Genomic DNA, 20991 nt, shown 5'->3' on the forward strand with positions numbered 1-20991 from the left:
TGCGGATCCCCGAAACGGACGTATGGACTTCGAAGCGCCACCCGAACACGCGCTGATCCGATCGACGGCCGAGGACATCGCGGCCGAGTACGGCCCCGAGTACTGGCGCGAACGCGAGCAAGCGGGCGAGTTCGCCGCCGACTTCTGGGACGAACTCGGCGAGGCGGGCTTCCACGGGCTGTTGGTCCCCGAGGAGTACGGCGGCGCCGGCATGGGCCTCCAAGAGATGGGGCTGGCGATGGAGACGCTGTGTGCCGAGGGCTGTGGGATGGCCGGCACCTGGTATCTGGTCGTCACCGCGGGCATGGCCGCCGTCGCGCTCCGGGAGTCGGGCACCGAGGCCCAGAAGGAGGCGTCCCTGCCCGACCTGGCGGCGGGCGACCGGCTCTTCTCCGTCGCCATCACCGAACCCGACGCGGGGACGAACACGCTGAACGTCGGCACGCGCGCCGAACGCGACGGCGACGGGTACGTCCTGAACGGCAAGAAGGCCTGGATCACCTTCGCCGACCGCGCCGACGACATGATCCTCGTCACCCGCACGACGCCGCGCGAGGAGGTGGCGAAACCAACCGAGGGGCTGAGCCTCTTCGTCGTCGACATGGACGACCCCGGAATCGAGGTGTCGCCCATCCCCAAACACGCCCTCAACTACTCGAAGTCCTGCGAGGTGTTCGTCGAGGACGTCCACGTGCCCGAGACGGCGCTGCTGGGCGAGGAGGACGCCGGCTGGTGGCACCTGGTCGAGACGCTCAACCCCGAACGGATCGGGTTCGCGGCCGGCGCGACGGGCGTCGCCGAACTCGCCGTCTCGAAGGCCGTCGACTACGCCAACGAGCGCGAGGTGTTCGGCGCGCCCATCGGCACCCACCAGGGCGTCTCCTTCCCGATCACGAAGGCCTACACGGGCGTCGAGACGGCGCGCCTGATGCGACGGAAGGCGTCGTGGCTGTTCGACCGTGGCGAGGACTGCGGCTACGAGGCCAACGTCGCGAAGGCCGCGGCGGTGGAGGCGGGCATCGACGCCGTCTACCACGCCATGCAGGCCTTCGGCGGGTGGGGGTACGCCAGGGAGTACGACGTCGAGCGGTGGTGGCGCGAGATCAACCTCACCCGCCTCGCGCCCGTCACCCAGCAGATGGCGTACAACCACATCGCGACCGAGATCGGCTTCCCGAGGTCGTACTGAGATGGACGTTCGCGTCGCCGGGACGACGGCCGCGGAGGCGGAAGCCATCGCCAGGGCGCTCGCGGCCCGGTTCGGCGAGCGGGTCCGCGTGTTCGCCGACCGAGACGGGGAGCCGGTGGCCGAGAGCGACCCGCCCGACGGGACGGGACGGGACGGCGACGACGCGGCGGGGCCGACCGACCGCGAGGCGGCTCTGTGGGCCGAAATCGAGGATATCCTCGACGGGGGACCGGAGGCGTACCGACAGCGACAGCGGGAGGCCGGAAAGCTGTTCGTCCGCGACCGCCTCGACCGCTGGTTCCCCGAGGGGCTCACCTTCGAGGACGGGAAGTTCGCCAACTTCGACGCGTGGCACCCGTCGGCCCCGGGTGAGGGGGACGGCGACCGCCTCCCCGCGGACGGCCTCATCACCGGCGCCGCCACCTTCGAGGGGCGGGCGGTCCACTTCATGGCCAACGACTACACGGTCAAGGCGGGGTCGATGGCCGAGAAGGGCGTCGAGAAGTTCCTCCGAATGCAGGAGCGGGCGCTCAAGACGGGGCGGCCGGTGCTCTACCTGATGGACTCCTCGGGGGGCCGGATCGACCAGCAGACGGGCTTTTTCGCCAACCGCGAGGGGATCGGGAAGTTCTACTACAACCACTCGCGGCTCTCGGGGGCGGTGCCACAGGTCTGCGTGCTGTACGGACCCTGTATCGCGGGCGCCGCCTACACCCCCGTCTTCGCCGACTTCACGGTCATGGTCGAGGGGTCGGCGATGGCCATCGCCTCGCCGCGCATGGTCGAGATGGTCACCGGCGAGGAGATCAGCATGGACGAACTGGGCGGGCCCGGGGTCCACGCCGCCGAGTCGGGGAGCGCGGACCTGGTCGCCGCCGACGAGTCCGAGGCCCGATCGCTCGTTGCGCGACTGTTCGCTTACCTCCCGGACAACGCCGACGCCGATCCGCCGCGGACCGAGGGCCGCGATCCGGCAAAGTCGCCGGACGGTATCGACGCCGTGGTGCCCGAGGCGCCGCGGAAGGCCTACGACGTCCGGAACCTGCTCGACCGCCTCGCCGACGAGGGGTCGGTGCTGGAGCTGAAATCGGAGTACGGCGCGGAGATCGTCACCGCCTTCGCCCGTCTGGATGGCCGGCCGGTCGGGGTCGTCGCCAACCAGCCGGCGAGGCGTGCGGGCGCCATCTTCCCCGACGCCGCCGAGAAGGCCGCCGAGTTCGTCTGGACCTGCGACGCCTACGGGATCCCCCTGCTCTACCTCTGTGACACGCCGGGGTTCATGGCCGGATCGAGCGTCGAGAAGGAGGGGATCCTGGAGGCGGGCAAGAAGATGATCTACGCCACCTCGGCGGCGACAGTGCCGAAACAGTGCGTGGTGGTGCGGAAGGCCTACGGCGCGGGCATCTACGCGATGTCGGGACCGGCCTACGACACCGAGTCGACGCTGGCGCTCCCGGGCGCCGAGATCGGCATCATGGGTCCCGAGGCGGCGATCAACGCCGTCTACGCCCGCAAGCTCGCCGACATCGACGATCCCGCGGAGCGCGAGCGACGGGAGGCGGAACTCCGCGAGGAGTACCGCGAGGGGATCGACGTCCACCGGATGGCCAGCGAGGTGGTGATCGACGAGCTCGTGCCGCCGAGTACGCTGCGCGAGGAGTTGGTCGGCCGCTTCGGGTTCTACGAGACGGTCGAGAAGGAGCGTCCGGAGAAGAAACACGGGACGGTGCTCTGACCGGGAGGTCGGCGCCCCGCGGCCCGGCGGCGGGTCGCGGCGTCGCGCGACGGCGTGACCGGGACCGCTCCTTTTGTCCGTCGCGGCCCACGGGACCCCCATGACGGGGCGTTACTACGAGGAGTTCGCGGTCGGAACGACCTACGAACACGACAAGCGGCGAACGGTCACCGAGAGCGACAACCAGCGCTTCTGTGACCTGACGATGAACCAGCAGCCGCTCCACCTCGACGCCGAGTTCGCGGCGGAGACCGAGTTCGGCGAGCGGATCGTCAACGGCCTCTATACGATGAGCCTCGCGGTGGGGCTGTCCATCCCCGACACGACCGACGGCACCATCGTCGCCAACCTCGCGTACGACGACGTGGAGCATCCGGCGCCGGTCTACGTCGGCGACACGCTCCGGGCACGGACCACCGTGACCGACAAGCGCGAGACGAGCGACGGCGACCGTGGTGTAGTCACGATGCACGTCGAGGCCCACGTCGGCGACCGACTCGTGTGCTCGTTCGACCGGACCGTCCTCGCCCGCAAGCGGCCGTCGTGAGGCCCCGCCGGCCGAACCCGTCGGCTGGGCACCGCCGTGATCCGTCTCACCGTCGTCGAGTACGCCTCATACTGTTTATTGTAAGTCAGTACCGGTGGTTCGCCGGACCGTCTCGGCGAACCACTGGCAACCAGTTACAATAATCCGTATCAGTGCACCGGTACCCCTACCGGGTGATCAGGACGATACTGAGACCTGCGAACGCGATTCCGATACATTTCGTGATCGTAACCTCGTCCCCGAGAACGGTCATACTGATGATGGCCGCGACGACGAAATACATGGCACCGAGCGTGGCGACCATCGTCGCCGACCCCTGGGAGAATCCGATGTACATCGAGATGAGGCCGGCTCCGGTGAACAACCCGGCCACACCGGCAAGCAGCCCCCCTCTCGCCGTCACGGCGAGCGATGCATCCGAAACGACGAGGAATCCGAGTGCGAGCAGACCCGCGACGAGATACGAGATCGCGGCGGCGGTCCGCGGATCGATGGACTCCGACGCGGCGTTTCCCAAAACCGTCCAAATCCCCCAGGTAACCATCGTAATCGACCCGAATACGATTCCGGAGTCTATTTCGGCCAATCCCATCGCTGAAGCTTTCGTATCGGTATTTGAAGAAACTCGCGTTCAGCGCGACCGACGGGTGGACCTTCGCCGCGATGGGGTGAGTGCGTTCGGGTGGTTCAGCCACGTGTCGTTCCGCGCGGAAACACGGCCGCTCCATTGGGATCCGTTGTCGTACGGACGGTATCGAGGGATACCGGCGGGGACGGAGCCAACATAGCAGCGATTAACCGTCGGCGCGGCCGATCGACGAACGCGTCATGTCGAACACCACAGGCTCCGACGGCGCCACGACCGAGGTGGAGAGGGATGCGGAGGGGCGTCTCCGGTCGGTCGTCGTCACCTACGAGGGCTCCGCGGACCGGCGAACGCTCTATCCGCCGGACGCGAGCGAGGTGGAGCGGCTCACCCACTGGCTGACCGCCGACGCCGAGGCCTTCGACCACCTCGACGAGATGCGCTAGTCAGCCGCGAGCGCCCGCCGCACCGCCGCCAAGCGCTCGTTGCGCCGCCGGCTCACGGCCCCCGGTCGTCGTCGTACTCGGGAAAGCCCGCACCGTCGGCGACGCCGCCGCGACCGACCGCGAGGCCGTGTCCCATCGTCGCCGTCGACCGTGACCGTCGTCGACGGGGACGATGTGCTGGTCGGTGACGTCGACCACACGGAGGACGGTGAGGTGCAGTAACCTCCGGCCGCCCCAGCCGATAGGCACAAATGGGCGCTCGTCCACGGGCACCGTATGTCCACCTTCGAGTACGAGACGGAGATACGGGTGCGCTTTCGCGACGTTGACGCCATGCACCACGTCAACAACGCCGTCTACGCCACCTACCTCGAACAGGCCCGGGTCGACTACTACGCCGACGTCCTCGGCGTCGGCCTCGACGACATCGACACCGTCCTCGTCAACCTCGAAATCGACTACCGGAGTCAGATCGAACTCGACGACACGGTGACCGTCGCCATGGGCGTCCGCGATATCGGGAAATCGAGCGTCACGATGGGGTACGAGGTCCGGGTCGGCGACCGGGTGGCCGCGACGGCCGAGACGGTCCAGGTGTACGTCGACTCCGACGGCGGCGGCTCGCGGCCGTTACCGGCCGACTGGGTGGATCGGATGGAGTCCTACCGCGTCTAGTCCTCGTCGCGGAGTTCCAGTTCGGCGACGATTTCGTGGGGATCCATCCCCTTGCGGATGCGGTCGAGGATGGCGAAGGCGTCGTCGGGCGCGAGGAAGTGGCGGGTCACCGCCCGCCCCAGGGGCGTCGGCGTCAGCCCGTCGATGAAGTCCCACTCGAGCAGTTTGCCGACCGCCTGGGTCGTCGGCACGTCGCCGAGCATCCGGTCGTTGAGGCGTTTTGCGCCCTTGCCCGCGACGGCGATGTTCGCCAGCGTCTCCTCGGCGGCCGCCGAGAGGTCGTAGACGGTGCGGACGTCCTCCATCTCCCCTTTCAACAGCTTGAACGCCACCTCGTCTTCGGTCATCTCCATGCTGTTGTGGTAGGCGCAGTCGGGCTCGACCAGGAGGTAGACGACGCCCTGGTCGTGGTAGTCGGGGCGGCCGGCCCGCCCGAGCATCTGCTCGAACTCCTGGACCGAGAGCCACTCGATACCCATCGCGAGGGTGTCGAAGACGACCTGTGAGGCGGGGAAGTCGACGCCGGCGGCCAGCGCCGCCGTCGTGACGACGGCCGCGAGGTCCTGGTTCCCGAACTGGCGCTCGACGCGCTTGCGCTGCCCGTAGTCGAGGCCGGCGTGGTACGGCGCCGAGTCGTACTCCAGCTTCCGGGATATCTCGTGACAGCGCCGCCGGGAGTTGGTGAAGATGATGGTCTGTCCCCGATACCCCTTCGAGGACTTGCTGTCGAACGCCCGGCGCACCAGCCGGTTCTCGATCCGCACCTTCTCCTGAGCGTCCGCGAAGGTGAGGTGTCGCTCGATGGGGACCGGCCGCTCCTCGAACTCGATGAGGCGGGCCCGGAGGCGCTCGGCGAGCCACTCGGGGTTGCCGACCGTCGCCGAGAGGTAGATCCACTGGGCGCTCGCGTAGTCGCCGCCGGTCGACGCCCGATCCTCGCAGTAGTGTTTGAGCCGGGAGATCATCCCGTCGAGGCGGTGGCCGCGTTCGCCCTCCTTCAGGGTGTGGACCTCGTCGATGACGACCGTACCGACGTCGCCGAGGTCCTTCCCGGTCCGGAGCGCGTGGTCGATCCCCTCGTAGGTGCCGACGACCACGTCCGCCGAGGGGTCGAAGCGGGTGCCGTCGTCGGTGACGCGGCTCCCGCCGACCCGGATCGTCACGTCGACGAGGTCGCCGTACCGCTCCTCGAAGTTCTCCTCTTTCTGGTTGGCGAGGGCGACCAGGGGGACCAGAAAGAGGAGCTTCCCCTTCCCCTTCAGCGCGCGGTCGACGCCGGCGAGTTCGCCCACGAGCGTCTTGCCCGTCGCCGTCGCGCTCACGACGAGCTGGTCGTCGCCGTCGAGCAGGCCGTTGCGTACCGAGAGGCTCTGGACCGGGAGGAGCGTCTCGAACCGGTCCGTCACCTGGGATTTCAGCTTCGGGTGGAGGTCGAGGTCGGCGGTGGCGACGGGGTCGACGTCCTCGACCGTGGCCCCGATCTCGTCGAACTTCGTGAGGTCGGGATCGAGTTCGCCCTGCAGGAGGTCGGTGATGCGGTCGAGGTCCTGTACCTCCAACAGGAGGTCCTCGAGTCGGTCCTGTGCGGCGCCGGTCAGGCCGCCGGCGTAGGCGAGTTCGCCGTCGAGTTCCTGCTTCGCACAGTCCGGGCAGATGTAATCCCGGTCGGCCTTGATCGCGGTGTCCTCCGTGATCGGCGAGTAACGCCCGTCCGAGGCACAGTATCGGCAGGTTCGGACCGTCAGGGCGTCCAGTTGGTAGCCGTCGAGCATCGCCTCCAGACGCTCGCGGTCCGCGGGCGACGTCTGCTGGGAGATGCGGATGCGCTCGGCGCGGCGCGCGAGTTCGACGAACTGGCTCGGGTCGCGTGGCTCCTCGGTCGATCCGCGTTTGAGCCGGAAGCGACCCGGGCGCGGACCGGCGTCCGTCTCCTTCAGTTCGAGGACCGCCCGAAACACCCGTTCACCGTCGCGCGTGACGGCGACCAGGAAGTCGCCGTCGCGACCGTGGAGGAAGAGCGTCTCGACGCGTCCGACCTGCCGTGACACGAATCCGGCTACGTGGACCGGGTATTTCAGCCGTTCGACTCCACACGTGTCCCGTTCGCGGCGGCCCGCGTGCCCCATACTGGTTATTGTAAGTCAGTACCGGTGGTTCGCCGGACTGTCCCCGCGAACCACCGGTGAACAGTTACGGTACTCCGTATCAGTCGACGAGTTCGATGGTGTCGTCGCCGTTGGGGACGGCACAGACGAACGCGCCGGTCTCGTCGCTCTCGTTGCGGTACCAGTGGGGGACGCCGGCGGGGATCAAGAGCGCGTCCCCCGCCGAGACGACGTGTTCCTCGCCGTCGATTCCGACCACGTACTCCCCCGAGAGGACGTACTGTTCGTGTTCGACCGCGTTGGTGTGTTTCGGCACCTCGGCGCCGGGATCGAGGGTGAACCGACGGATCGCGAAGTTCGGCGCACCGTCCGCCTCGTCGAGCAGGACGCCCTTCGAGAGGCCGTCGGCGGCGTCGACGGGTTCGTACGTGATCTCGTCGCTTCGCTTGAGCACCGGCGTCGTCGACCCTTCACTCATGCGGGTGCGTAGGTGGCCCCACGACTAAGCGTTTGGCGTCGCGGTCTCTCTATCCCACCCCACCGCCGACGAGTGATATATATCGGTATTATAAGCAGATATCAGCCGACGGCGGTCAACTGTGGGTGTGAGACTGAACGATATCGGACTTGATCGGCGGAGCGTACTCGGACTACTGGCCGGCGCGGCGGTTCCCTCCGGCCTCGCGGCACAGTTCGGCGGTGGCGACAACGACGTGGAGACGGTTCGGCTGAACCGGATCGGCCGGTACGCGACCGGCGAGGCCCTCGGCGGCGCGGAGATCGTCGCGTTCCACGCGGCCGGGAACCGGCTGTTCGTCGTCAACTCCGGTGCCGGACAGGTCGAGGTACTCGACCTCTCCGATCCGGCGAACCCTGAACAGGACGCCGTACTGGAGGCGAGCGACGTGGTCGCCCGCGAGGGGGTCGCGATGCAGGCCGTCGGCGGCACCAACAGCGTCGACGTCCACGGGAACCTCGTCGCCGCGGCCATCGAGGCCGACCCCGCGACGGCCGATGGCGCCGTCGCCTTCTACGACGCGTCGTCGCTGGAGTTCGTCGACGCGGTGCCGGTCGGCCCCCTGCCGGACAAGGTCACGTTCAGCCCCGACGGGAACTACGTCGTCGTCGCCAACGAGGGCGAACCCGGTGAGTCGACCGACCCCGCCGGTTCGGTCAGCGTCATCGACGTCACGAACGGCGTCGACGCCGCCGTCGTGCGGACCGCGACGTTCGACGAGTTCGATGGGCAGGAGGGCGCCCTCCGGGAGGAGGGAGTACACCTCGTCTCGCCGAACGAGGAGGCGGCCGTCGCCTCCACCGTCATCGAACCCGAGTTCGTCGCCGTCACGCCCGACTCCGAACGGGCGTTCGTCTCGCTACAGGAGAACAACGCCATCGCCACGGTCGATCTGGCCGACGGATCGGTGCTCGACGTCCACGGCCTCGGGTTCAAGGACTTCTCGCTGCCGGGAAACGAACTCGACACGAGCGACGCGGACGGGAGCAGCCTGCAGAACTGGCCGGTCCACGGAATGTACCAGCCCGACGCCATCGACGCCTACGAGGTGGGAGGCGAGACGTACCTCGTCACCGCCAACGAGGGCGACGCCAAGGACTTCGAGGTGAGTGTACTCGGCGACCTCGACCTCGACCCCGAGGGGTTCGAACTCTCGGAGAACCCGTACGTCGAGAGCGTCGAGGAACTCAAACGGCCCGAACACCTCGGCAACTTGGAGGTCAACGAGGCGGCGATGGCGGAGTTCGCCGACGAGAACGGCGACGGCAGCTACACCGACATCTACGCCATCGGCGGCCGGTCGTTCACCGTGTGGCACGCCACCGAAGACGGGCTGGATCCCGTCTTCGACAGCGGGCGGGACTTCGAGGAGACGTTCGCCGAACGGCGACCGGCGGGACATCAGAACGTCGTCGAGAGCGGTCCGGAGACCGAGAGCGCCGAACTCGGCACGATCGGTGATCGGACGTTCGCGTTCGTCGGCCAGGAGGTCGGCAGCGCCATCTTCGCCTACGACGTGACCCGGCCGGAGGCCGCCGAGTACGTGCAGATGGCGGTCGACCGCGACTACAGCGTGACCGAGGACGACCTCGCCGCGGCGGCCGAGGAGGACCCCGACGGCGACGAGCCCGCCCGGGCCGGTGACTTCGCTCCGGAGGGTGTCCACTTCGTGCCGGCCACGGAGAGCCCGATCCGAAACCCGCTGCTCTGTGTCGGCTACGAACTCAGCGGCACCGTCGGCGTCTTCAAGATCACGCCGGTGACGGGGTCGAACTGAGGATGGCCCGACGGGGCGGGATCCACACGACTGCGGGTCCGCGACCCACCCAGCTTACAAGAGTTAAGTCCGTCCCCTCGCAACGTGTCGTATGCGCGGGATCCGCATCGGAAGCGCGTTCGGCATTCCGATCAAACTCGATCTGACCTTCCTCCTGGTCCTCCCGCTGTTCGCCTGGCTGATCGGGGCCGACGTGGGGAACCTGGTCACCGTCCTCAACGACGTCCTCGGGGCCGCGATGCCCGTCGATACGCTCACGGTGGGATCCGTCCCGTGGCTCCTCGGCGCCGCGGCGGCCACCGGCCTGTTCGTCTGTGTCCTCCTCCACGAGTTCGGTCACTCCCTGGTCGCCATGCAGTACGGCTACGAGATCGACTCGATCACCCTCTGGCTGTTCGGCGGCGTCGCGCGATTCGCGGAGATGCCCGAGAACTGGAAACAGGAGTTCACCATCGCCGTCGCCGGACCGCTCGTCAGCATCACCCTCGGCGTCCTCTCCTATCTGGCCTTCCTCGTCGTCCCCGGGAGCCTCCCGACCGTCCAGTTCGTCCTGGCGTATCTCGCCATGACGAACGTGGCGCTGGCGGTCTTCAACATGCTCCCCGGGTTCCCGATGGACGGCGGGCGCGTCCTCCGGGCACTGCTCGCACGGACCCGCCCGCACGCCCAGGCCACCCAGATCGCCGCCGAGGTGGGCAAACTGTTCGCCGTCGTCCTCGCCATCGTCGGCCTGTTCGCCAACCTCTTTCTGATCGCGCTCGCCTTCTTCATCTACATCGGCGCGTCGAGCGAGGCCCAGCAGACGGTGATGAAGGCGGCGTTCCAGGACGTCACCGTCGCCGACGTCATGACGCCCGCGGCGGATCTGGACACCGTCACGGCCGACACCTCGCTGTCGGCGCTCACGGATCGGATGTTCCGCGAGCGCCACACGGGCTATCCGGTGTTGCGCGCGGGGAGCCTCGTGGGGATGGTCACGCTCGACGACACGCGCGAGGTTCGCGACGTGGAACGGGACGCCTACCGCGTCGAGGACGTGATGGCGACCGACCTGGTGACCATCGCGCCGGGCGCGGACGCGATGGACGCCATCTCGACGATGCAACGGGAGGGTGTCGGTCGGCTGCCCGTCGTCGACGACGCCGGGACCCTCGTCGGCCTCATCTCCCGTTCGGACCTGATGACGGCGTTCGACATCATCCGGACCCGCGGGACGGCGTCCGGCGGCGAGACGGGATTCGACCGCCTGTCGAACGACGCCGACTTCGCACGGCGGTGAGCGACGGCCGCTCAGAACTCGTCGAGGCGACGCTGGTCCGGCGGCAGCGTGGCGTCGACGGCGTCGTCGCCGCCGAGCAGTCGGGGAAGTGCCGTGTGGGCGAAAGTCACCCCGAGTGCGAGGACGACGGGGGCGAAAAAGAGCCCGTAGAAACCGAAGATGACCGGGCCGAAGATGTACGCGAGCATCAGCAGACCGACGTGGGTACGCTCGCCGCTGAGATACGGCCGGAGCACGAGGTCCGGGATGGTGTCGACGACGACGACCGCCACGGCCAGGAAGGCGGCGACGTACACGAGCAGGGAGTACTCGGAGTCGAGGACGAGGGGGATCGACATCGCGGCGGTGATGGGGACGTAGACGATCTTCATCCCGACGACCGGGATGAGGCTCGCGACGCCCGTGAGCACGCCCGCGAGCGCCGGATACGGCACCTGGACCGCCGCGGGCGCGAGCGCGTTGTACCCCTTGAACGCGCCGACACCGATGAGGGCGATGGCGATGACGTTCAGGAGGTTGCCAAAGAGGATGGCCTCGAGTTCGCGGTCCGCCGCCTCCAAGAACTCCCGGACGATGGCGTCGTCGTCGAACCGTTCCAGCCAGCCGTAGAACTTCGAGCCGTCGATCAGGAGGTAGTAGCTGACGACGATGACGATGAACAGGTTGAGGAAAAAGCCCGTGATGGCGCTCGTCAGGAGGGCGGCGTTCTCCACGAGGAAGTCGATGATCGCGTCGAACCGTCCGGCACGGTACGCCTCGACGACGCTCTCGAAGGAGAGGCTGGGCAGGTCCTCCAGCCCCTCCAGCCACGCCACGTTCGCGGCGGCCGTCTCGATGACCGGATACGTGTCGACGAACCGACGAGTCTCGGTGACCAGGAGGACGAGGGTGTAGCTGAGCAACAGGAGCAAGGGGAGTGCAAGCAGGAGTATCACGGTCACCGCCCGGACCCGCTTGGGGAGTCGAAGCCGTCCGAGGGCCCGGTAGAACCGCCGGGTCGAGTAGTAGATGAACACGGCGACGGTGAGGGCGGCGACGAACCGATACGCCATGTAGGCGATGACGGCGGTGACGAGGAGACCGAAGAGGGCGACGATAGCGCGACGTTCGTCCATGCGTATCGCCTCATCCACCGCCCGGGGTCAAAAATCGTGGTGTCGTGTCTCGGCGCTGTCCCCGCATACGGTTGATCGAGTCGGTACCGGTGGGTCGCCGGACTGTCCTGGCGAACCACCGGTGAACGGTCACACGAATCCGAATCAGTCGACGGGCTCGAACTCCTGGAGCACGACACAGACCGTCTCCGCCGAGGGGACGTCGCGGATGGCGTACGTCCGCGGGTGGCGCTCGTCGTGGGGGTAGACCTCCGGCTGTGGCACGTCGAACACGTCGGTGCCGTCGAGGTCACGCAGGTACTCGCGGGTGAGCATCGGTTCGACGAACGCCAGCCGCGGGTCGGCGTCGCTCGCGCCGACGCCGACGAACCCCTGGATCAGCGTGGCCGTGAACCGGTCCGGGTTCCCGTCGTCGTCGGGGCCGTCCGGGAGTTCCGGCGCGTCCCTCGGGGCCGTGTGTTCGCCCATGTCCGTGATGTAGCGTTCGTCGGCGACCGGCTCCGGCGAACGGACGTAGCCATCGGGGATCCGCTCGGCCGGAATCTCCCCCGTCGCCTCGGGGTCGTCGTACGGCGGGAGGGCTGGCCCCTCGATGGCGTCGACCGTTCCCGTATCGAGCATGTGGAAGTGGACGTCGAAGTGTGGAACCAGCCACGCCCCCTTGCCGCCCGGGTGGCCGTCCGGGTTCCAGTTGAGCCCGAGGAAGGTAAACGGCGTCTCCGCCGCGTCCGGGAAGGGGACGAAAAACTCCAGCGACTGCTTCCGATGGACCTCCAGTGCCTCGCCGTTCGGCCCGTACTTGTCGTCGTAGGTCCCCTCGTCTTCGTCCAGTTCCGCCGCGCTCGGCAGTCCCTCCAGTGCCGACCGATCGAACTCCACGCCGTGGTACTTCGGCTCTCCCGACGGCGTCTCGGTCGTGAACGGCCGCACCCGTCCCTCGCCGAGGTCGACCGCGTCGCCGTACTCGGTGATCCCGTCCGGCGGGAAGCCCTTCGAAGTACCGTCGCCGTTCCCGTTCCCCTGTGCCGTGACCGACGTCGCGAGACCGCCGGTCGCGACACCCCCGGCGACCGCCGATCGGAGCAGACCCCGCCGCGTCACGCGTCGTCGGATCGGTGATGGATCGTGTTCTGACATGGGTGTTTTCGTCGATCGTGGCGTGTGGTACCACGCCTCTCGACCGATACGACTGTCGGCGGATAAAGATGTTGGCCAGTCGACTAGTGTGTGCGTCGAAGGCGGACGGGCGCCGCCGCTGTGCGGGTTCGTTCACGGGGCAAACTGGCGGACGATTCGGGTCTCGGGTGACCGTCCGCTCCCCACGTTCGTCGCGAGAAGGTCCGGGTGCGAGAATCGAACCACGGTCACTCCGCTCGCGTTCGCTCGCTCCGTTCCCTGATTCGATTCTCTTACGACGGACGTTCGTCTGCTCACGTTCGTTCGCAGACAGAAAGTCCGGGTGCGAGAATCGAACCCGCGTCTCAGCCTCCACAAGGCTGAAGGATAACCACTACCCCAACCCGGACACGGATTACGGTACTGTGCTGTGAGTGAAGTAGGTTACGACTCGTGACGGGGGTGAGTCCCGTCCCCACGCCCGGAGTCGGGACGCTTTAGTTTCGTAGCCGCCTACGGGACGGTCGTGGCCATCACCGACAAGGTCTATCTGAAGAACCACCGCCAGATCGTCTCCCAGCTGGATACGTCCATCCCCAAGGGGGCGTTCAAGGGGGCGACGATGGAGGTGCTCTACAGCGGCGACGGCCTCTCGAAACTCGACGACGCGACCCGCGACCGACTGCTCGATTTCGCGACCGACTTCCTCGACTGCGAGGACCCCGACGACCTCTATACGGGCTATCCGGAGCGACAGTTCGTCCGCTACCTGCTGGAGCTTCGGGCCCAGGGACTCGGGCCGGACGCCATCGTCGACGTGATGAGCGACGAGTACATGCTCTACGCCTATCCGGGGGACGTCCTCTCCTTCCTGGATCGGGCGGTGCGGCGGCTGGAGGCGGTGGAGTCGTTGGCCGCCGTCGAGGGCGACAACGAGATGGAATCACGCGCCCGCAAGGCGCGTCGGACCCTGTCAGCCTAACCGGTAGGACGGTTCGTCGCGCTCGCCGTCCAGGTCTTCGAGTTGGATGACGTCTTCCTCGCTCTCCTCCAGGCGTTCCCGCAGGTGGTTGACGTAGCGTTTGTGCTCGTCGAGTTGTTCCCGGAGGTGTTCGGCTTCGAGTTCGAGGCGTTCGTGCTCGCGGACGAAGCTCTTTGGCACCTCGACGGTCGGCGGGAAATCGGCGCCGTCGTCCGTCGCGGCGTCGAACTCGTGTTCGGGGACGACCCGGACCTGGCCGTCGTGGGCAACGAGCATGTCGACGTAGTCGCGAAACACCGCCGAAAGCGAGAGGTCGCGCTCCTCGGCGATCTCGCGCAGGGTCTCGAACGCGTCCTCGTTGACGCGAAACGAGATGGTCTTGTTCTTGTTGCCCATCGTCACCCCGACTTCGACGGCGACTCACTTAACGGTTTGTCAGACGAGGGGCCTCGCCGGCACCGATCCGTGGTCAGTGCTCGGCGGGGACGTCGGCGTCGTCGTCGGCCAGTTCGTCTGACTCGTCGAGCCCTTCGAGGGCCGCGAGCGCCACCTCGCGGTACTCGTCGACCGCGAGGTCGTACTGCTCGCGGGCCATCCGGGCGTACTCGTCGCCCTCGTCGTCGAAGGCGGCGACGCGTTCGAGCGTCCGGGTCGCCGTCTCGGCCACCCAGCGGTCCCGCGTGGTGGCGTCGACGGGGGTGATGGATTCGGGCCGCACCGAGACGTTGACGCTCCCGTCGTCGGTCTCGTAGGTGCGCGGTTTGCCGACGACGGCGACGTACGCCGGGGGTTCGAGGTCCCGGAGCGTCGAGGCGGCGTCGGGCTGGTACTGCCCGGCGTAGACGAAGAAGGTGCCCGTCGGGTCGACGATCCGACCCCGCCAGTACTCGTCGCCCTCGCCGACGTCCTCCTTCTCGGTGAGCGTCCCGACGAGGAACACGCGGTTCGCGCGTTCGCCGGTCGGGAGCAGGAGGTAGACGGGGGCGCGTTCGTCCTCGGACTCCTTGAACGTGTGACTCGCGTCGTTGAATTCGCGGGCGAAGACGCGGCGCGCGACTTCGCGGGTGGGTGCCTGGCTCATGTCAGATCGACCTCGCTTCGATGAGGGCCGCCTCGGCGTCGATCGGATCGCTCAGCCGCTCGAAGTCGTCGACCAGCACGTACCGGCCGAACTGCGGGCCGCTCACCCGGTAGTACCGACCGAGCGTGTCCGCGCGCATCTCCTCGGCGACGACGGTGGTGTCGAGGGCGTCCATCGCCATGTCCTTCGCTTCTTCGAGGGTCGTACCGGTGAGCGACTCGGTGGCCTCGCGGTCGAAGATGACCTCGTGGACCGCCTCGCCGTCGTCGAGGACGCCCTTGATCCGCAGGTCGAACTCGCCCTCGACGTCGCCGTGTTCCGAACACCGGCCGTTCTGGAGGACGCGCGTACAGTCGTCTTCGGGACAGCGCTTGATGAGGCCGCTGCCGCTCTGGATGTCGACCAGCGCCCCCTCGACGGTCTCGGCGTCGTCGCCGACCTCGATCTCCTCGTCGACCTCGGTGATCGTGGTCGTCCGGTTGAGCTTCACCGAGAAGTTACCCTGGTACTCGTCGGTCACCAGGTTCTCCAGCCGGTAGACCGTCCCTTCCTCCAGTGCGGGCAGGTCGGAGGTCTCGAAGGCGACGAACTTGGTGGTGCCCGTCTCGTCGCCGAGCAGGCCGACCTGGGCGACGGAGTCGCTCCGGGCCTCCCAGAGTTCGACGACCTCGGCGGTCACGTCGAGCCACTGTTCGTCCTGGTCGATCTCGGCGAGGCCGACGGAGGCGTTGCCGCCCCCACCGCCCAGCGCGTCGCGGTCCAGGTCCGCCTCGTCGAGGTAACTGTTCACGACGCTTCGCCGGGCCTCGTCCACCGGGACCCGGTACTCGTTGACGAGGTTGTCGAGTCGCTCCTCGACCTCGTCGACGTCCAGATCGAGGTGATCCGAGAACTGCGCTACGATATCCTCCGCGTGGGTATGCAAATCGGTCATGGTCTCACTCGCCTCCGGTCTGTTCTCGTGGGGAGGCACACGCCGGTTGGTGCGCGACGATATAAAAAGTTCCGTGACCGGGGTGAAAGTGGACCGCTCGGGGGTCTCCCCCGGCGACGGGTCTTTGAGGCGGCCGCCGCAAGCGGGTGTATGGACGACCGACTGGAACGGTTCGTGCGGACGGCGTTCCGCTCGGCCGGCCGCCGCTACGGGGAGGCACGGCGGGCCTACCGCGATGGCCGGACAGCGGCCGACCTGCCCCGGGACGAGGCGGGGCGCGTCCGTATCGTCTGCCGTCGGGAGGCCGAACGGCGCGCCGTCGCCGTCGACGACGAGGGGCGCCCCGAGTGTTTCGAGGCGGGCCATCCCGACTGCGAGGGCTGTGCGGAGGACGTCCGCGAAGGTATCGTCGAGACGTGGTGAGGCCGCCCGTCGGAGCGCTTTTGCCCGGAGGCGCCGACCGGCCCAGTATGGACCGACCGCTCGTCGCGGTGGTGCTCGCCGGGGGTGTCGGGTCACGGCTCTACCCCGCGAGTCGTCGCCACCGCCCGAAGCAGTTGCTCGCGTTGGGGGGCGAGGGGACGCTCCTCGAACGCACCGTCGCCCGTGCCGACTTCGCCGACGAGGTGGTCGTCTCGACCCGCCCGGCGTTCGCCGACGCCGTCCGGGAGGCGGTCCCCGAAGCGTCGGTCCTCGTCGAGCCCGCCGGCAAGGACACCGGGCCGGCGCTCGCCTACGCTACCCACCGCATCGCCGAGCGGTTCGACGACCCCGTGGTGCTCGCCCTCCCGAGCGACCACCACGTCGAGGGGGAGTTCGAACCGACGGCCCAGCGCGGGGCGCGGGTCGCGGCCCGGACGGGGTCGCTCGTCACCTTCGGCGTGGACCCCGACCGGCCGGACACCGGCTACGGCTACGTCGAACCCGGTCCCGATCGGGGGGCGTACGCGGAGGTGGCCGCCTTTCACGAGAAACCCGACGCCGAGACGGCGCGGCGATACGTCGAGGCGGGGTACTACTGGAACGCGGGTATCTTCGCGTGGACGCCCGCGGCATTCCGGGAAGCGGCGGGGGCGGCGGACGCACCGCTTTCCCCCCTGATCGACGCGCTCGACCGGGGCGACCCCGAGGCCGGGTTCGCGGCGGTCGACCCCGTGAGCGTCGACTACGCGGTGTTCGAACGTGCCACGGACGTCGCCGTCGTCCCCCTCGATATCGCGTGGGACGACCTGGGGTCGTGGGACGCCCTGCGGCGGATCCTCCCGGCCGACGGAGACGGGACGGTCGTCGCCGGTGACGCGTCGGTGCGGGCCGTCGACGCGACGAACAACGTCGTCGCCGGCGACGACGTCCACGTCTCGCTGGTGGGCGTCGACGACCTGGCAGTCGTCGCCTACGACGACCGGATACTCGTGGTGCCGACGGCGGCGGCACAGCGCGTCCGGGAACTGGTCGCCGAACTGGACGCAGAAGGCGAGTTCTAGCGCTTCGACTGGCGGACGCGAACGGTCCCGTCGGTGGTGACGCCGACCAGGAGCGGTGCCTGCACCTCGCGACCCTGCACCGCGTCGCCGGCCTCGTCGCTGACGAGTTTCATCAGGTCCGGCGCCGTGTGGTTGACCTTCACCCCCGCGGCGTCACAGGCGTCGTAGACGAGTTTCGGGACGTTGTAGAGGTCGGTGTGTTCGTCGACTTCGACGCGAACCGGCGCGGTGAGCGCCTCGGCGAACGCGACCGTCTCCCGTGCTTTCGCCACGTTCTTGCGTGCGCTCGACTCGATGCTCGAGACGTTCGCACGGGAGGTACCGAGCAGGTCCGCGATGGTGGACTGGCGCACGTCACGCTCGCGAAGCGCGAGCACCTCCGCCTGCCGACGCGTCAGCACGCTCTCCTGCGGGTCGAATCCGGCGCGTTCGAGCAGCGCGTCCGCGTCCGGGTCGTCGTCCATGCCTCGACGTATGCCTTGGGGCCCTAAAAGCTACACTTCGGGCTGTCCGCTCGCGACGCCGCGTCGGCGCCGACGCTCACCCGCCCCAGAAGTTGTCGCGACTGCCGAGTTGCTCCGGGCGACCCGAGTCGCCGCCGTCGTCGGCCGTCGACTCCGTCTCGGCGTCGACGGCGTCCTCGCCCTCCTCGTCCGCCTCCTCCTCGGGATCCGTGGGAAGCCGTTCGACCTCGTCGGCCGTGGCGTGGTTGGCCTTCACGCGGTCGATGCGTACCCGCGCCCGGGACGGCGGGAGGGTCCCGTCGACCAGGACGATGAAGCCGTCCTCGGTGCGGCCGACGCCCGCGCCGCTCTCGTGGATGTCGGTCACCTCGACGACGAGTTCCTCGCCGGGTTTCACCGGCTGCTGTTTCAGGTCGGAGATGGGCATATCGTAGTGGTTACACCACTCGGCGCCCCCGCGGTCACCGTAGTGCTGGCACCCCATGCCCTGGATGCGCTCCGAGAAACTGGGGCAGTCGTCGGCGAGCGGACAGTTCGCCATACCCCGGACTACTCCACCGGCCGTCTAAACGCTTGCGTTGTCCCGACCATCGCTCGGGGGCACTCGCAAGGGTTATGCCGGTCGGCCGAAAACTCCGCCCCATGGCTAAGTTCGAGGAAGCGGAAAAGCGGATGCTCGAAAAACAGATCTGCATGCGGTGTAATGCGCGAAACGCCGCCCGGGCCGAGAGCTGCCGGAAGTGCGGGTACAAGAAGCTTCGACCGAAGGCCAAAGAGCGCCGCAGCGCCTGAACCGTCGCCGTCGGCTTTTTGCGTTCGTCCCCCATCGCTCCCGTCAGTCGTACTTCGGTTCCCGGCGCTCGGCCCGCGCGAGCGCCCGTTCGATCACCGCCCGGACGCTCTCGTCGTCGGGGACGGGGTCACCGTGCCCGGCGTACATCGCCGTCACCGAGTCGGGGAGTCGCTCCAGAAGCGCCTCCAGGCTCTCGATGAGCCGTTCGCGTGACTGTCCGGGGCTGTCGGTGCGCCCGAAGCTTCCGTCGTCGAAGGCGCCGTCGTTGTAGACGACCACGTCGCCGCTGAACAGGGTGCGCTCGCCCACGAGCGAGACGTGGTCGTCGGCGTGACCCGGCGTGTGGACGACGTCGAAGGACTCCTCGCCCAGCGCCACCCCGTCCCCGTCGGCGAGTGCGTGGGTCCGCCGGGGGTGGTCGGCGTGGGCGTACAGGTCGGCGTCGAAGGCGTCGAGGACGGCGTCGAGTTCGCCGACGTGGTCGTGGTGCTGGTGGGTGAGCACCACCCGATCCAGGTCGTCGACGTGGTCGCCGATAACGTCGACGACGCCCGGCATCGTCCCCGCGTCCACCAGCGCCGGACGCTCGCCGGTGACCAGGTACGCGTTGCAGGTGAACTCCTCGGCGTCCGCGGTGACGTTGTGGACGTCCATACCGCCGTCTTCCGCGCACAGCGACAAAAACCGGCCGGTGAGTGACGACCGCCCCCTGCAAATCTTTTTTGGTCGTGCGTCTGGTAGACGTACACGTATGGGCTTCGGGAGCTACGATGAATCCGAACAGGAGAACCAGGAGTTAGACGCCGACCTCGACGACAACGAGGGCGTCGAGACGTCCGAGAACGACCACCGGGGGTCGGTGGAGTTCGAGATCGGGGCGTCGAACGACGAGCTGATCGACCGGCTCAAAGAGATCAAAGACGAGTGAAAGCCGGCGCGCGGGCGCTCGGAGTCGCCGAATCTTTTTCCGACGACGATCGGAGCGTGCTCTGCGGTGTCGTCTGCCGTCGCGACCGGGTCACCGACGGGTTCGCCTTCGGATCGTGTGCCGTCGGCGGCACCGACGCCACCGCGGCCATCGCGGATCTCTGGACGACGCTGGATCGGGAGGACGTGCGCGTCCTCCTCGTCGCGGGGGTCGCACCCGCATGGTTCAACGTCGTGGACCTGTCGGCGCTCCACGAGCGGGTGGGCCGCCCCGTGCTCTCCGTGTCGTTCGAGGCCAGTCCCGGGCTCGAACCCGCGCTCCGCGAACAGTTCTCCGGCGACGCGCTCGACCGGCGGCTCCGGACGTACCGCGACCTGCCGCCGCGGCGGCGAGTCGACGTGAACGACGAGACGGTGTACGTCCGGGCCGTCGGCGTCGACGACGCGGCGGCCGCCGAGGCGGTGCGGGCGTTCACGCCGTCCGGCGGCCGCCCGGAGCCGCTCCGGGTGGCGCGGCTGGCCGCCCGGGCCGCTCGCCGGTTCCGGGCGGACGGGGAGACTTAAGCCGCCGGCCCACGGGCACCCGCTATGGTCGAGACGGAGGGGCCGGACGTGTGTGCCTGTGAGCGGTGTCCGGCGCTCGTCGAGTCGCGGAGTCGCATCGTCAACGGAACGGGGCCGGCCGACGCCGGCCTGCTGTTCGTCGGCGAGGCGCCGGGCGCCGACGAGGACGAGCGGGGGGAGCCGTTCGTGGGGCGCTCGGGATCGGTGCTGGACGACGCTCTCCGGGACGCCGGGCTGGCGCGGGCGGACGTGCGCATCACCAACTGTGTGCGGTGTCGGCCGCCCGAGAACCGGGATCCACACGTCGACGAACTCGACAACTGCGCGGGGTTCCTGGGGCGGGAGGTCGAGGCGGTCGATCCGGACCTGATCGTCACGCTCGGGAAGGTGCCCGGCGAGCGCCTGCTGGACCGGTCGGTGGCGGTGACGGAGGAGGCGGGATCGGTCGTCGACGTCCGCCTCGGCGGAACTCCCCGGCGCGTGTTGCTCTGCCTGCACCCGGCGGCGACGCTGTACGATCGGAGCCAGCGCGGGGCGTTCGAGGACGCCATCGCGCGGGCGGCCGACCTCGTGGGCGCCGGGAGCGGCGACCAGGCGCGGCTCGGCGACTACTGATAGCGATCATCGGAAGTCGTCATAGGTTCTCGCCGGATCATCCCCGCGAGAACCTATGGA

At 68.4% G+C, this 20991-nt stretch carries 26 protein-coding genes and 1 tRNA gene; 14 read left to right on the forward strand and 13 right to left on the reverse strand.

Annotation, left to right across the window (positions count from 1 at the left end; genetic code table 11):
* Positions 1-22 precede the first annotated feature (22 nt).
* The 3 genes from EI982_RS08985 (at position 23) to EI982_RS08995 (ending at position 3471) form a co-directional block, all read left to right on the forward strand.
* Positions 23-1189: an acyl-CoA dehydrogenase family protein gene (locus tag EI982_RS08985; RefSeq protein WP_157689379.1), complete on the forward strand. Its 1167-nt coding sequence runs from the start codon at positions 23-25 to the stop codon at positions 1187-1189.
* Position 1190: 1 nt separating this feature from the next.
* On the forward strand, positions 1191-2924 hold the full coding sequence (locus tag EI982_RS08990) for an acyl-CoA carboxylase subunit beta (protein WP_157689380.1): 1734 nt from the start codon (positions 1191-1193) through the stop codon (positions 2922-2924).
* A 100-nt stretch (positions 2925-3024) separates the two neighbouring features.
* Positions 3025-3471 carry a MaoC family dehydratase gene (locus EI982_RS08995; RefSeq protein ID WP_157689381.1) on the forward strand — a complete coding sequence of 149 codons (447 nt, stop codon included), beginning with the start codon at positions 3025-3027 and terminating at the stop codon, positions 3469-3471.
* 166 nt (positions 3472-3637) lie between these two features.
* On the opposite strand, the gene EI982_RS09000 is transcribed toward EI982_RS08995, so the two are convergent.
* On the reverse strand, positions 3638-4063 hold the full coding sequence (locus EI982_RS09000) for an EamA family transporter (protein WP_157689382.1): 426 nt from the start codon (positions 4061-4063) through the stop codon (positions 3638-3640).
* Between the two features lie 236 nt (positions 4064-4299).
* On the opposite strand from EI982_RS09000, the gene EI982_RS09005 reads away from it, so the two are divergent.
* Positions 4300-4503 (forward strand): DUF7511 domain-containing protein, encoded by a 204-nt coding sequence (locus tag EI982_RS09005; RefSeq protein ID WP_157689383.1) that lies wholly within the window; start codon positions 4300-4302, stop codon positions 4501-4503.
* On the opposite strand, the gene EI982_RS09010 is transcribed toward EI982_RS09005, so the two are convergent.
* A complete protein-coding gene (locus EI982_RS09010; RefSeq protein WP_157689384.1) occupies positions 4504-4752 on the reverse strand; it encodes a hypothetical protein in 249 nt (82 codons plus the stop codon). It abuts the gene before it with no gap.
* Between the two features lie 27 nt (positions 4753-4779).
* On the opposite strand from EI982_RS09010, the gene EI982_RS09015 reads away from it, so the two are divergent.
* Positions 4780-5178, forward strand: coding sequence for an acyl-CoA thioesterase (locus EI982_RS09015; protein ID WP_157689385.1), 399 nt, complete (start codon positions 4780-4782; stop codon positions 5176-5178).
* Here EI982_RS09015 and EI982_RS09020 read toward each other — a convergent pair.
* Together EI982_RS09020 and EI982_RS09025 are read right to left on the reverse strand one after the other, a co-directional pair.
* Complete coding sequence (locus EI982_RS09020) at positions 5175-7226, reverse strand: DEAD/DEAH box helicase (protein WP_157689386.1); 2052 nt, start codon at positions 7224-7226, stop codon at positions 5175-5177. The genes EI982_RS09015 and EI982_RS09020 overlap by 4 nt on opposite strands.
* A 157-nt stretch (positions 7227-7383) precedes the next feature.
* Positions 7384-7761, reverse strand: a complete 378-nt coding sequence (locus tag EI982_RS09025; protein ID WP_157689387.1) for a cupin domain-containing protein — start codon at positions 7759-7761, stop codon at positions 7384-7386.
* A 127-nt stretch (positions 7762-7888) separates the two neighbouring features.
* On the opposite strand from EI982_RS09025, the gene EI982_RS09030 reads away from it, so the two are divergent.
* Positions 7889-9577, forward strand: coding sequence for a choice-of-anchor I family protein (locus EI982_RS09030; RefSeq protein WP_157689388.1), 1689 nt, complete (start codon positions 7889-7891; stop codon positions 9575-9577).
* Between the two features lie 91 nt (positions 9578-9668).
* Positions 9669-10856, forward strand: coding sequence for a M50 family metallopeptidase (locus tag EI982_RS09035; RefSeq protein ID WP_157689389.1), 1188 nt, complete (start codon positions 9669-9671; stop codon positions 10854-10856).
* An 11-nt stretch (positions 10857-10867) separates the two neighbouring features.
* Here EI982_RS09035 and EI982_RS09040 read toward each other — a convergent pair whose 3' ends face one another.
* The 3 genes from EI982_RS09040 to EI982_RS09050 form a co-directional block, all read right to left on the reverse strand.
* Positions 10868-11971, reverse strand: coding sequence for an AI-2E family transporter (locus tag EI982_RS09040; RefSeq protein ID WP_157689390.1), 1104 nt, complete (start codon positions 11969-11971; stop codon positions 10868-10870).
* A 144-nt stretch (positions 11972-12115) separates the two neighbouring features.
* On the reverse strand, positions 12116-13108 hold the full coding sequence (locus tag EI982_RS09045; protein ID WP_157689391.1) for a hypothetical protein: 993 nt from the start codon (positions 13106-13108) through the stop codon (positions 12116-12118).
* Positions 13109-13424: 316 nt separating this feature from the next.
* A tRNA-His gene (locus EI982_RS09050) sits at positions 13425-13496 on the reverse strand.
* 117 nt (positions 13497-13613) lie between these two features.
* Between EI982_RS09050 and EI982_RS09055 the strand changes: the two genes are divergently transcribed.
* The gene (locus EI982_RS09055) at positions 13614-14069 is read left to right on the forward strand and encodes a DUF5814 domain-containing protein (RefSeq protein ID WP_157689392.1); all 456 of its coding nucleotides are present in this window, start codon (positions 13614-13616) and stop codon (positions 14067-14069) included.
* Here the strand turns inward: EI982_RS09055 and EI982_RS09060 are convergent.
* The 3 genes from EI982_RS09060 to EI982_RS09070 all read right to left on the reverse strand — a co-directional run bounded on the left by EI982_RS09060 (position 14061) and on the right by EI982_RS09070 (position 16084).
* Positions 14061-14465 carry a DUF8146 domain-containing protein gene (locus EI982_RS09060; RefSeq protein WP_157689393.1) on the reverse strand — a complete coding sequence of 135 codons (405 nt, stop codon included), beginning with the start codon at positions 14463-14465 and terminating at the stop codon, positions 14061-14063. The two genes, EI982_RS09055 and EI982_RS09060, sit on opposite strands and share 9 nt — an antisense overlap.
* Before the next feature lie 73 nt (positions 14466-14538).
* On the reverse strand, positions 14539-15150 hold the full coding sequence (locus EI982_RS09065) for an RPA family protein (protein WP_157689394.1): 612 nt from the start codon (positions 15148-15150) through the stop codon (positions 14539-14541).
* A gap of 1 nt (position 15151) precedes the next feature.
* Complete coding sequence (locus tag EI982_RS09070; RefSeq protein ID WP_157689395.1) at positions 15152-16084, reverse strand: replication factor A; 933 nt, start codon at positions 16082-16084, stop codon at positions 15152-15154.
* Positions 16085-16234: 150 nt separating this feature from the next.
* On the opposite strand from EI982_RS09070, the gene EI982_RS09075 reads away from it, so the two are divergent.
* Both EI982_RS09075 and EI982_RS09080 read left to right on the forward strand, forming a co-directional pair.
* Positions 16235-16507 (forward strand): DUF7091 family protein, encoded by a 273-nt coding sequence (locus tag EI982_RS09075; protein WP_157689396.1) that lies wholly within the window; start codon positions 16235-16237, stop codon positions 16505-16507.
* Positions 16508-16554: 47 nt separating this feature from the next.
* Entirely contained in the window at positions 16555-17568 is a 1014-nt protein-coding gene (locus EI982_RS09080; RefSeq protein ID WP_157689397.1) for a mannose-1-phosphate guanylyltransferase, read from the forward strand.
* On the opposite strand, the gene EI982_RS09085 is transcribed toward EI982_RS09080, so the two are convergent.
* A complete protein-coding gene (locus EI982_RS09085; protein WP_157689398.1) occupies positions 17565-18032 on the reverse strand; it encodes a Tfx family DNA-binding protein in 468 nt (155 codons plus the stop codon). The genes EI982_RS09080 and EI982_RS09085 overlap by 4 nt on opposite strands.
* Positions 18033-18108: 76 nt before the next feature.
* A complete protein-coding gene (locus tag EI982_RS09090) occupies positions 18109-18573 on the reverse strand; it encodes a TRAM domain-containing protein (protein ID WP_157689399.1) in 465 nt (154 codons plus the stop codon).
* Positions 18574-18674: 101 nt separating this feature from the next.
* Here EI982_RS09090 and EI982_RS09095 point away from each other — a divergent pair, with 101 nt between their 5' ends.
* Positions 18675-18824: a 50S ribosomal protein L40e gene (locus tag EI982_RS09095; RefSeq protein WP_157689400.1), complete on the forward strand. Its 150-nt coding sequence runs from the start codon at positions 18675-18677 to the stop codon at positions 18822-18824.
* 43 nt (positions 18825-18867) lie between these two features.
* Here EI982_RS09095 and EI982_RS09100 read toward each other — a convergent pair whose 3' ends face one another.
* Complete coding sequence (locus EI982_RS09100) at positions 18868-19479, reverse strand: MBL fold metallo-hydrolase (RefSeq protein ID WP_157689401.1); 612 nt, start codon at positions 19477-19479, stop codon at positions 18868-18870.
* Between the two features lie 97 nt (positions 19480-19576).
* Here EI982_RS09100 and EI982_RS09105 point away from each other — a divergent pair, with 97 nt between their 5' ends.
* Genes EI982_RS09105 through EI982_RS09115 form a run of 3 tightly spaced genes read left to right on the forward strand, consistent with a single transcriptional unit; the run spans position 19577 to position 20931 of the window.
* Positions 19577-19753 carry a DUF5786 family protein gene (locus EI982_RS09105; RefSeq protein WP_157689402.1) on the forward strand — a complete coding sequence of 59 codons (177 nt, stop codon included), beginning with the start codon at positions 19577-19579 and terminating at the stop codon, positions 19751-19753.
* Entirely contained in the window at positions 19750-20316 is a 567-nt protein-coding gene (locus EI982_RS09110; RefSeq protein ID WP_157689403.1) for an endonuclease dU, read from the forward strand. The genes EI982_RS09105 and EI982_RS09110 overlap by 4 nt, the downstream gene beginning before the upstream one ends.
* Before the next feature lie 24 nt (positions 20317-20340).
* Complete coding sequence (locus EI982_RS09115; protein WP_157689404.1) at positions 20341-20931, forward strand: uracil-DNA glycosylase; 591 nt, start codon at positions 20341-20343, stop codon at positions 20929-20931.
* Positions 20932-20991 lie beyond the last annotated feature (60 nt).

The sequence above is a fragment of the Haloplanus salinarum genome, assembly GCF_009762275.1.
In the GTDB taxonomy this organism is placed as follows: Archaea; Halobacteriota; Halobacteria; order Halobacteriales; family Haloferacaceae; genus Haloplanus; species Haloplanus salinarum.

Excerpts from the sequence above, each read along its gene's own strand:
- EI982_RS09025 (WP_157689387.1), bottom strand. The coding sequence starts at position 7,761 with ATGAGTGAAGGGTCGACGACGCCGGTGCTCAAGCGAAGCGACGAGATC.
- EI982_RS09035 (WP_157689389.1), top strand. The coding sequence starts at position 9,669 with ATGCGCGGGATCCGCATCGGAAGCGCGTTCGGCATTCCGATCAAACTC.
- EI982_RS09095 (WP_157689400.1), top strand. The coding sequence starts at position 18,675 with ATGGCTAAGTTCGAGGAAGCGGAAAAGCGGATGCTCGAAAAACAGATC.
- EI982_RS09080 (WP_157689397.1), top strand. The coding sequence starts at position 16,555 with ATGGACCGACCGCTCGTCGCGGTGGTGCTCGCCGGGGGTGTCGGGTCA.
- EI982_RS09085 (WP_157689398.1), bottom strand. The coding sequence starts at position 18,032 with ATGGACGACGACCCGGACGCGGACGCGCTGCTCGAACGCGCCGGATTC.
- EI982_RS09000 (WP_157689382.1), bottom strand. The coding sequence starts at position 4,063 with ATGGGATTGGCCGAAATAGACTCCGGAATCGTATTCGGGTCGATTACG.
- EI982_RS09100 (WP_157689401.1), bottom strand. The coding sequence starts at position 19,479 with ATGGACGTCCACAACGTCACCGCGGACGCCGAGGAGTTCACCTGCAAC.
- EI982_RS08990 (WP_157689380.1), top strand. The coding sequence starts at position 1,191 with ATGGACGTTCGCGTCGCCGGGACGACGGCCGCGGAGGCGGAAGCCATC.
- EI982_RS09090 (WP_157689399.1), bottom strand. The coding sequence starts at position 18,573 with ATGGCGAACTGTCCGCTCGCCGACGACTGCCCCAGTTTCTCGGAGCGC.
- EI982_RS09075 (WP_157689396.1), top strand. The coding sequence starts at position 16,235 with ATGGACGACCGACTGGAACGGTTCGTGCGGACGGCGTTCCGCTCGGCC.
- EI982_RS09015 (WP_157689385.1), top strand. The coding sequence starts at position 4,780 with ATGTCCACCTTCGAGTACGAGACGGAGATACGGGTGCGCTTTCGCGAC.
- EI982_RS09115 (WP_157689404.1), top strand. The coding sequence starts at position 20,341 with ATGGTCGAGACGGAGGGGCCGGACGTGTGTGCCTGTGAGCGGTGTCCG.
- EI982_RS09105 (WP_157689402.1), top strand. The coding sequence starts at position 19,577 with ATGGGCTTCGGGAGCTACGATGAATCCGAACAGGAGAACCAGGAGTTA.
- EI982_RS09045 (WP_157689391.1), bottom strand. The coding sequence starts at position 13,108 with ATGTCAGAACACGATCCATCACCGATCCGACGACGCGTGACGCGGCGG.
- EI982_RS08995 (WP_157689381.1), top strand. The coding sequence starts at position 3,025 with ATGACGGGGCGTTACTACGAGGAGTTCGCGGTCGGAACGACCTACGAA.
- EI982_RS09040 (WP_157689390.1), bottom strand. The coding sequence starts at position 11,971 with ATGGACGAACGTCGCGCTATCGTCGCCCTCTTCGGTCTCCTCGTCACC.
- EI982_RS09070 (WP_157689395.1), bottom strand. The coding sequence starts at position 16,084 with ATGACCGATTTGCATACCCACGCGGAGGATATCGTAGCGCAGTTCTCG.
- EI982_RS09060 (WP_157689393.1), bottom strand. The coding sequence starts at position 14,465 with ATGGGCAACAAGAACAAGACCATCTCGTTTCGCGTCAACGAGGACGCG.
- EI982_RS09065 (WP_157689394.1), bottom strand. The coding sequence starts at position 15,150 with ATGAGCCAGGCACCCACCCGCGAAGTCGCGCGCCGCGTCTTCGCCCGC.
- EI982_RS08985 (WP_157689379.1), top strand. The coding sequence starts at position 23 with ATGGACTTCGAAGCGCCACCCGAACACGCGCTGATCCGATCGACGGCC.
- EI982_RS09005 (WP_157689383.1), top strand. The coding sequence starts at position 4,300 with ATGTCGAACACCACAGGCTCCGACGGCGCCACGACCGAGGTGGAGAGG.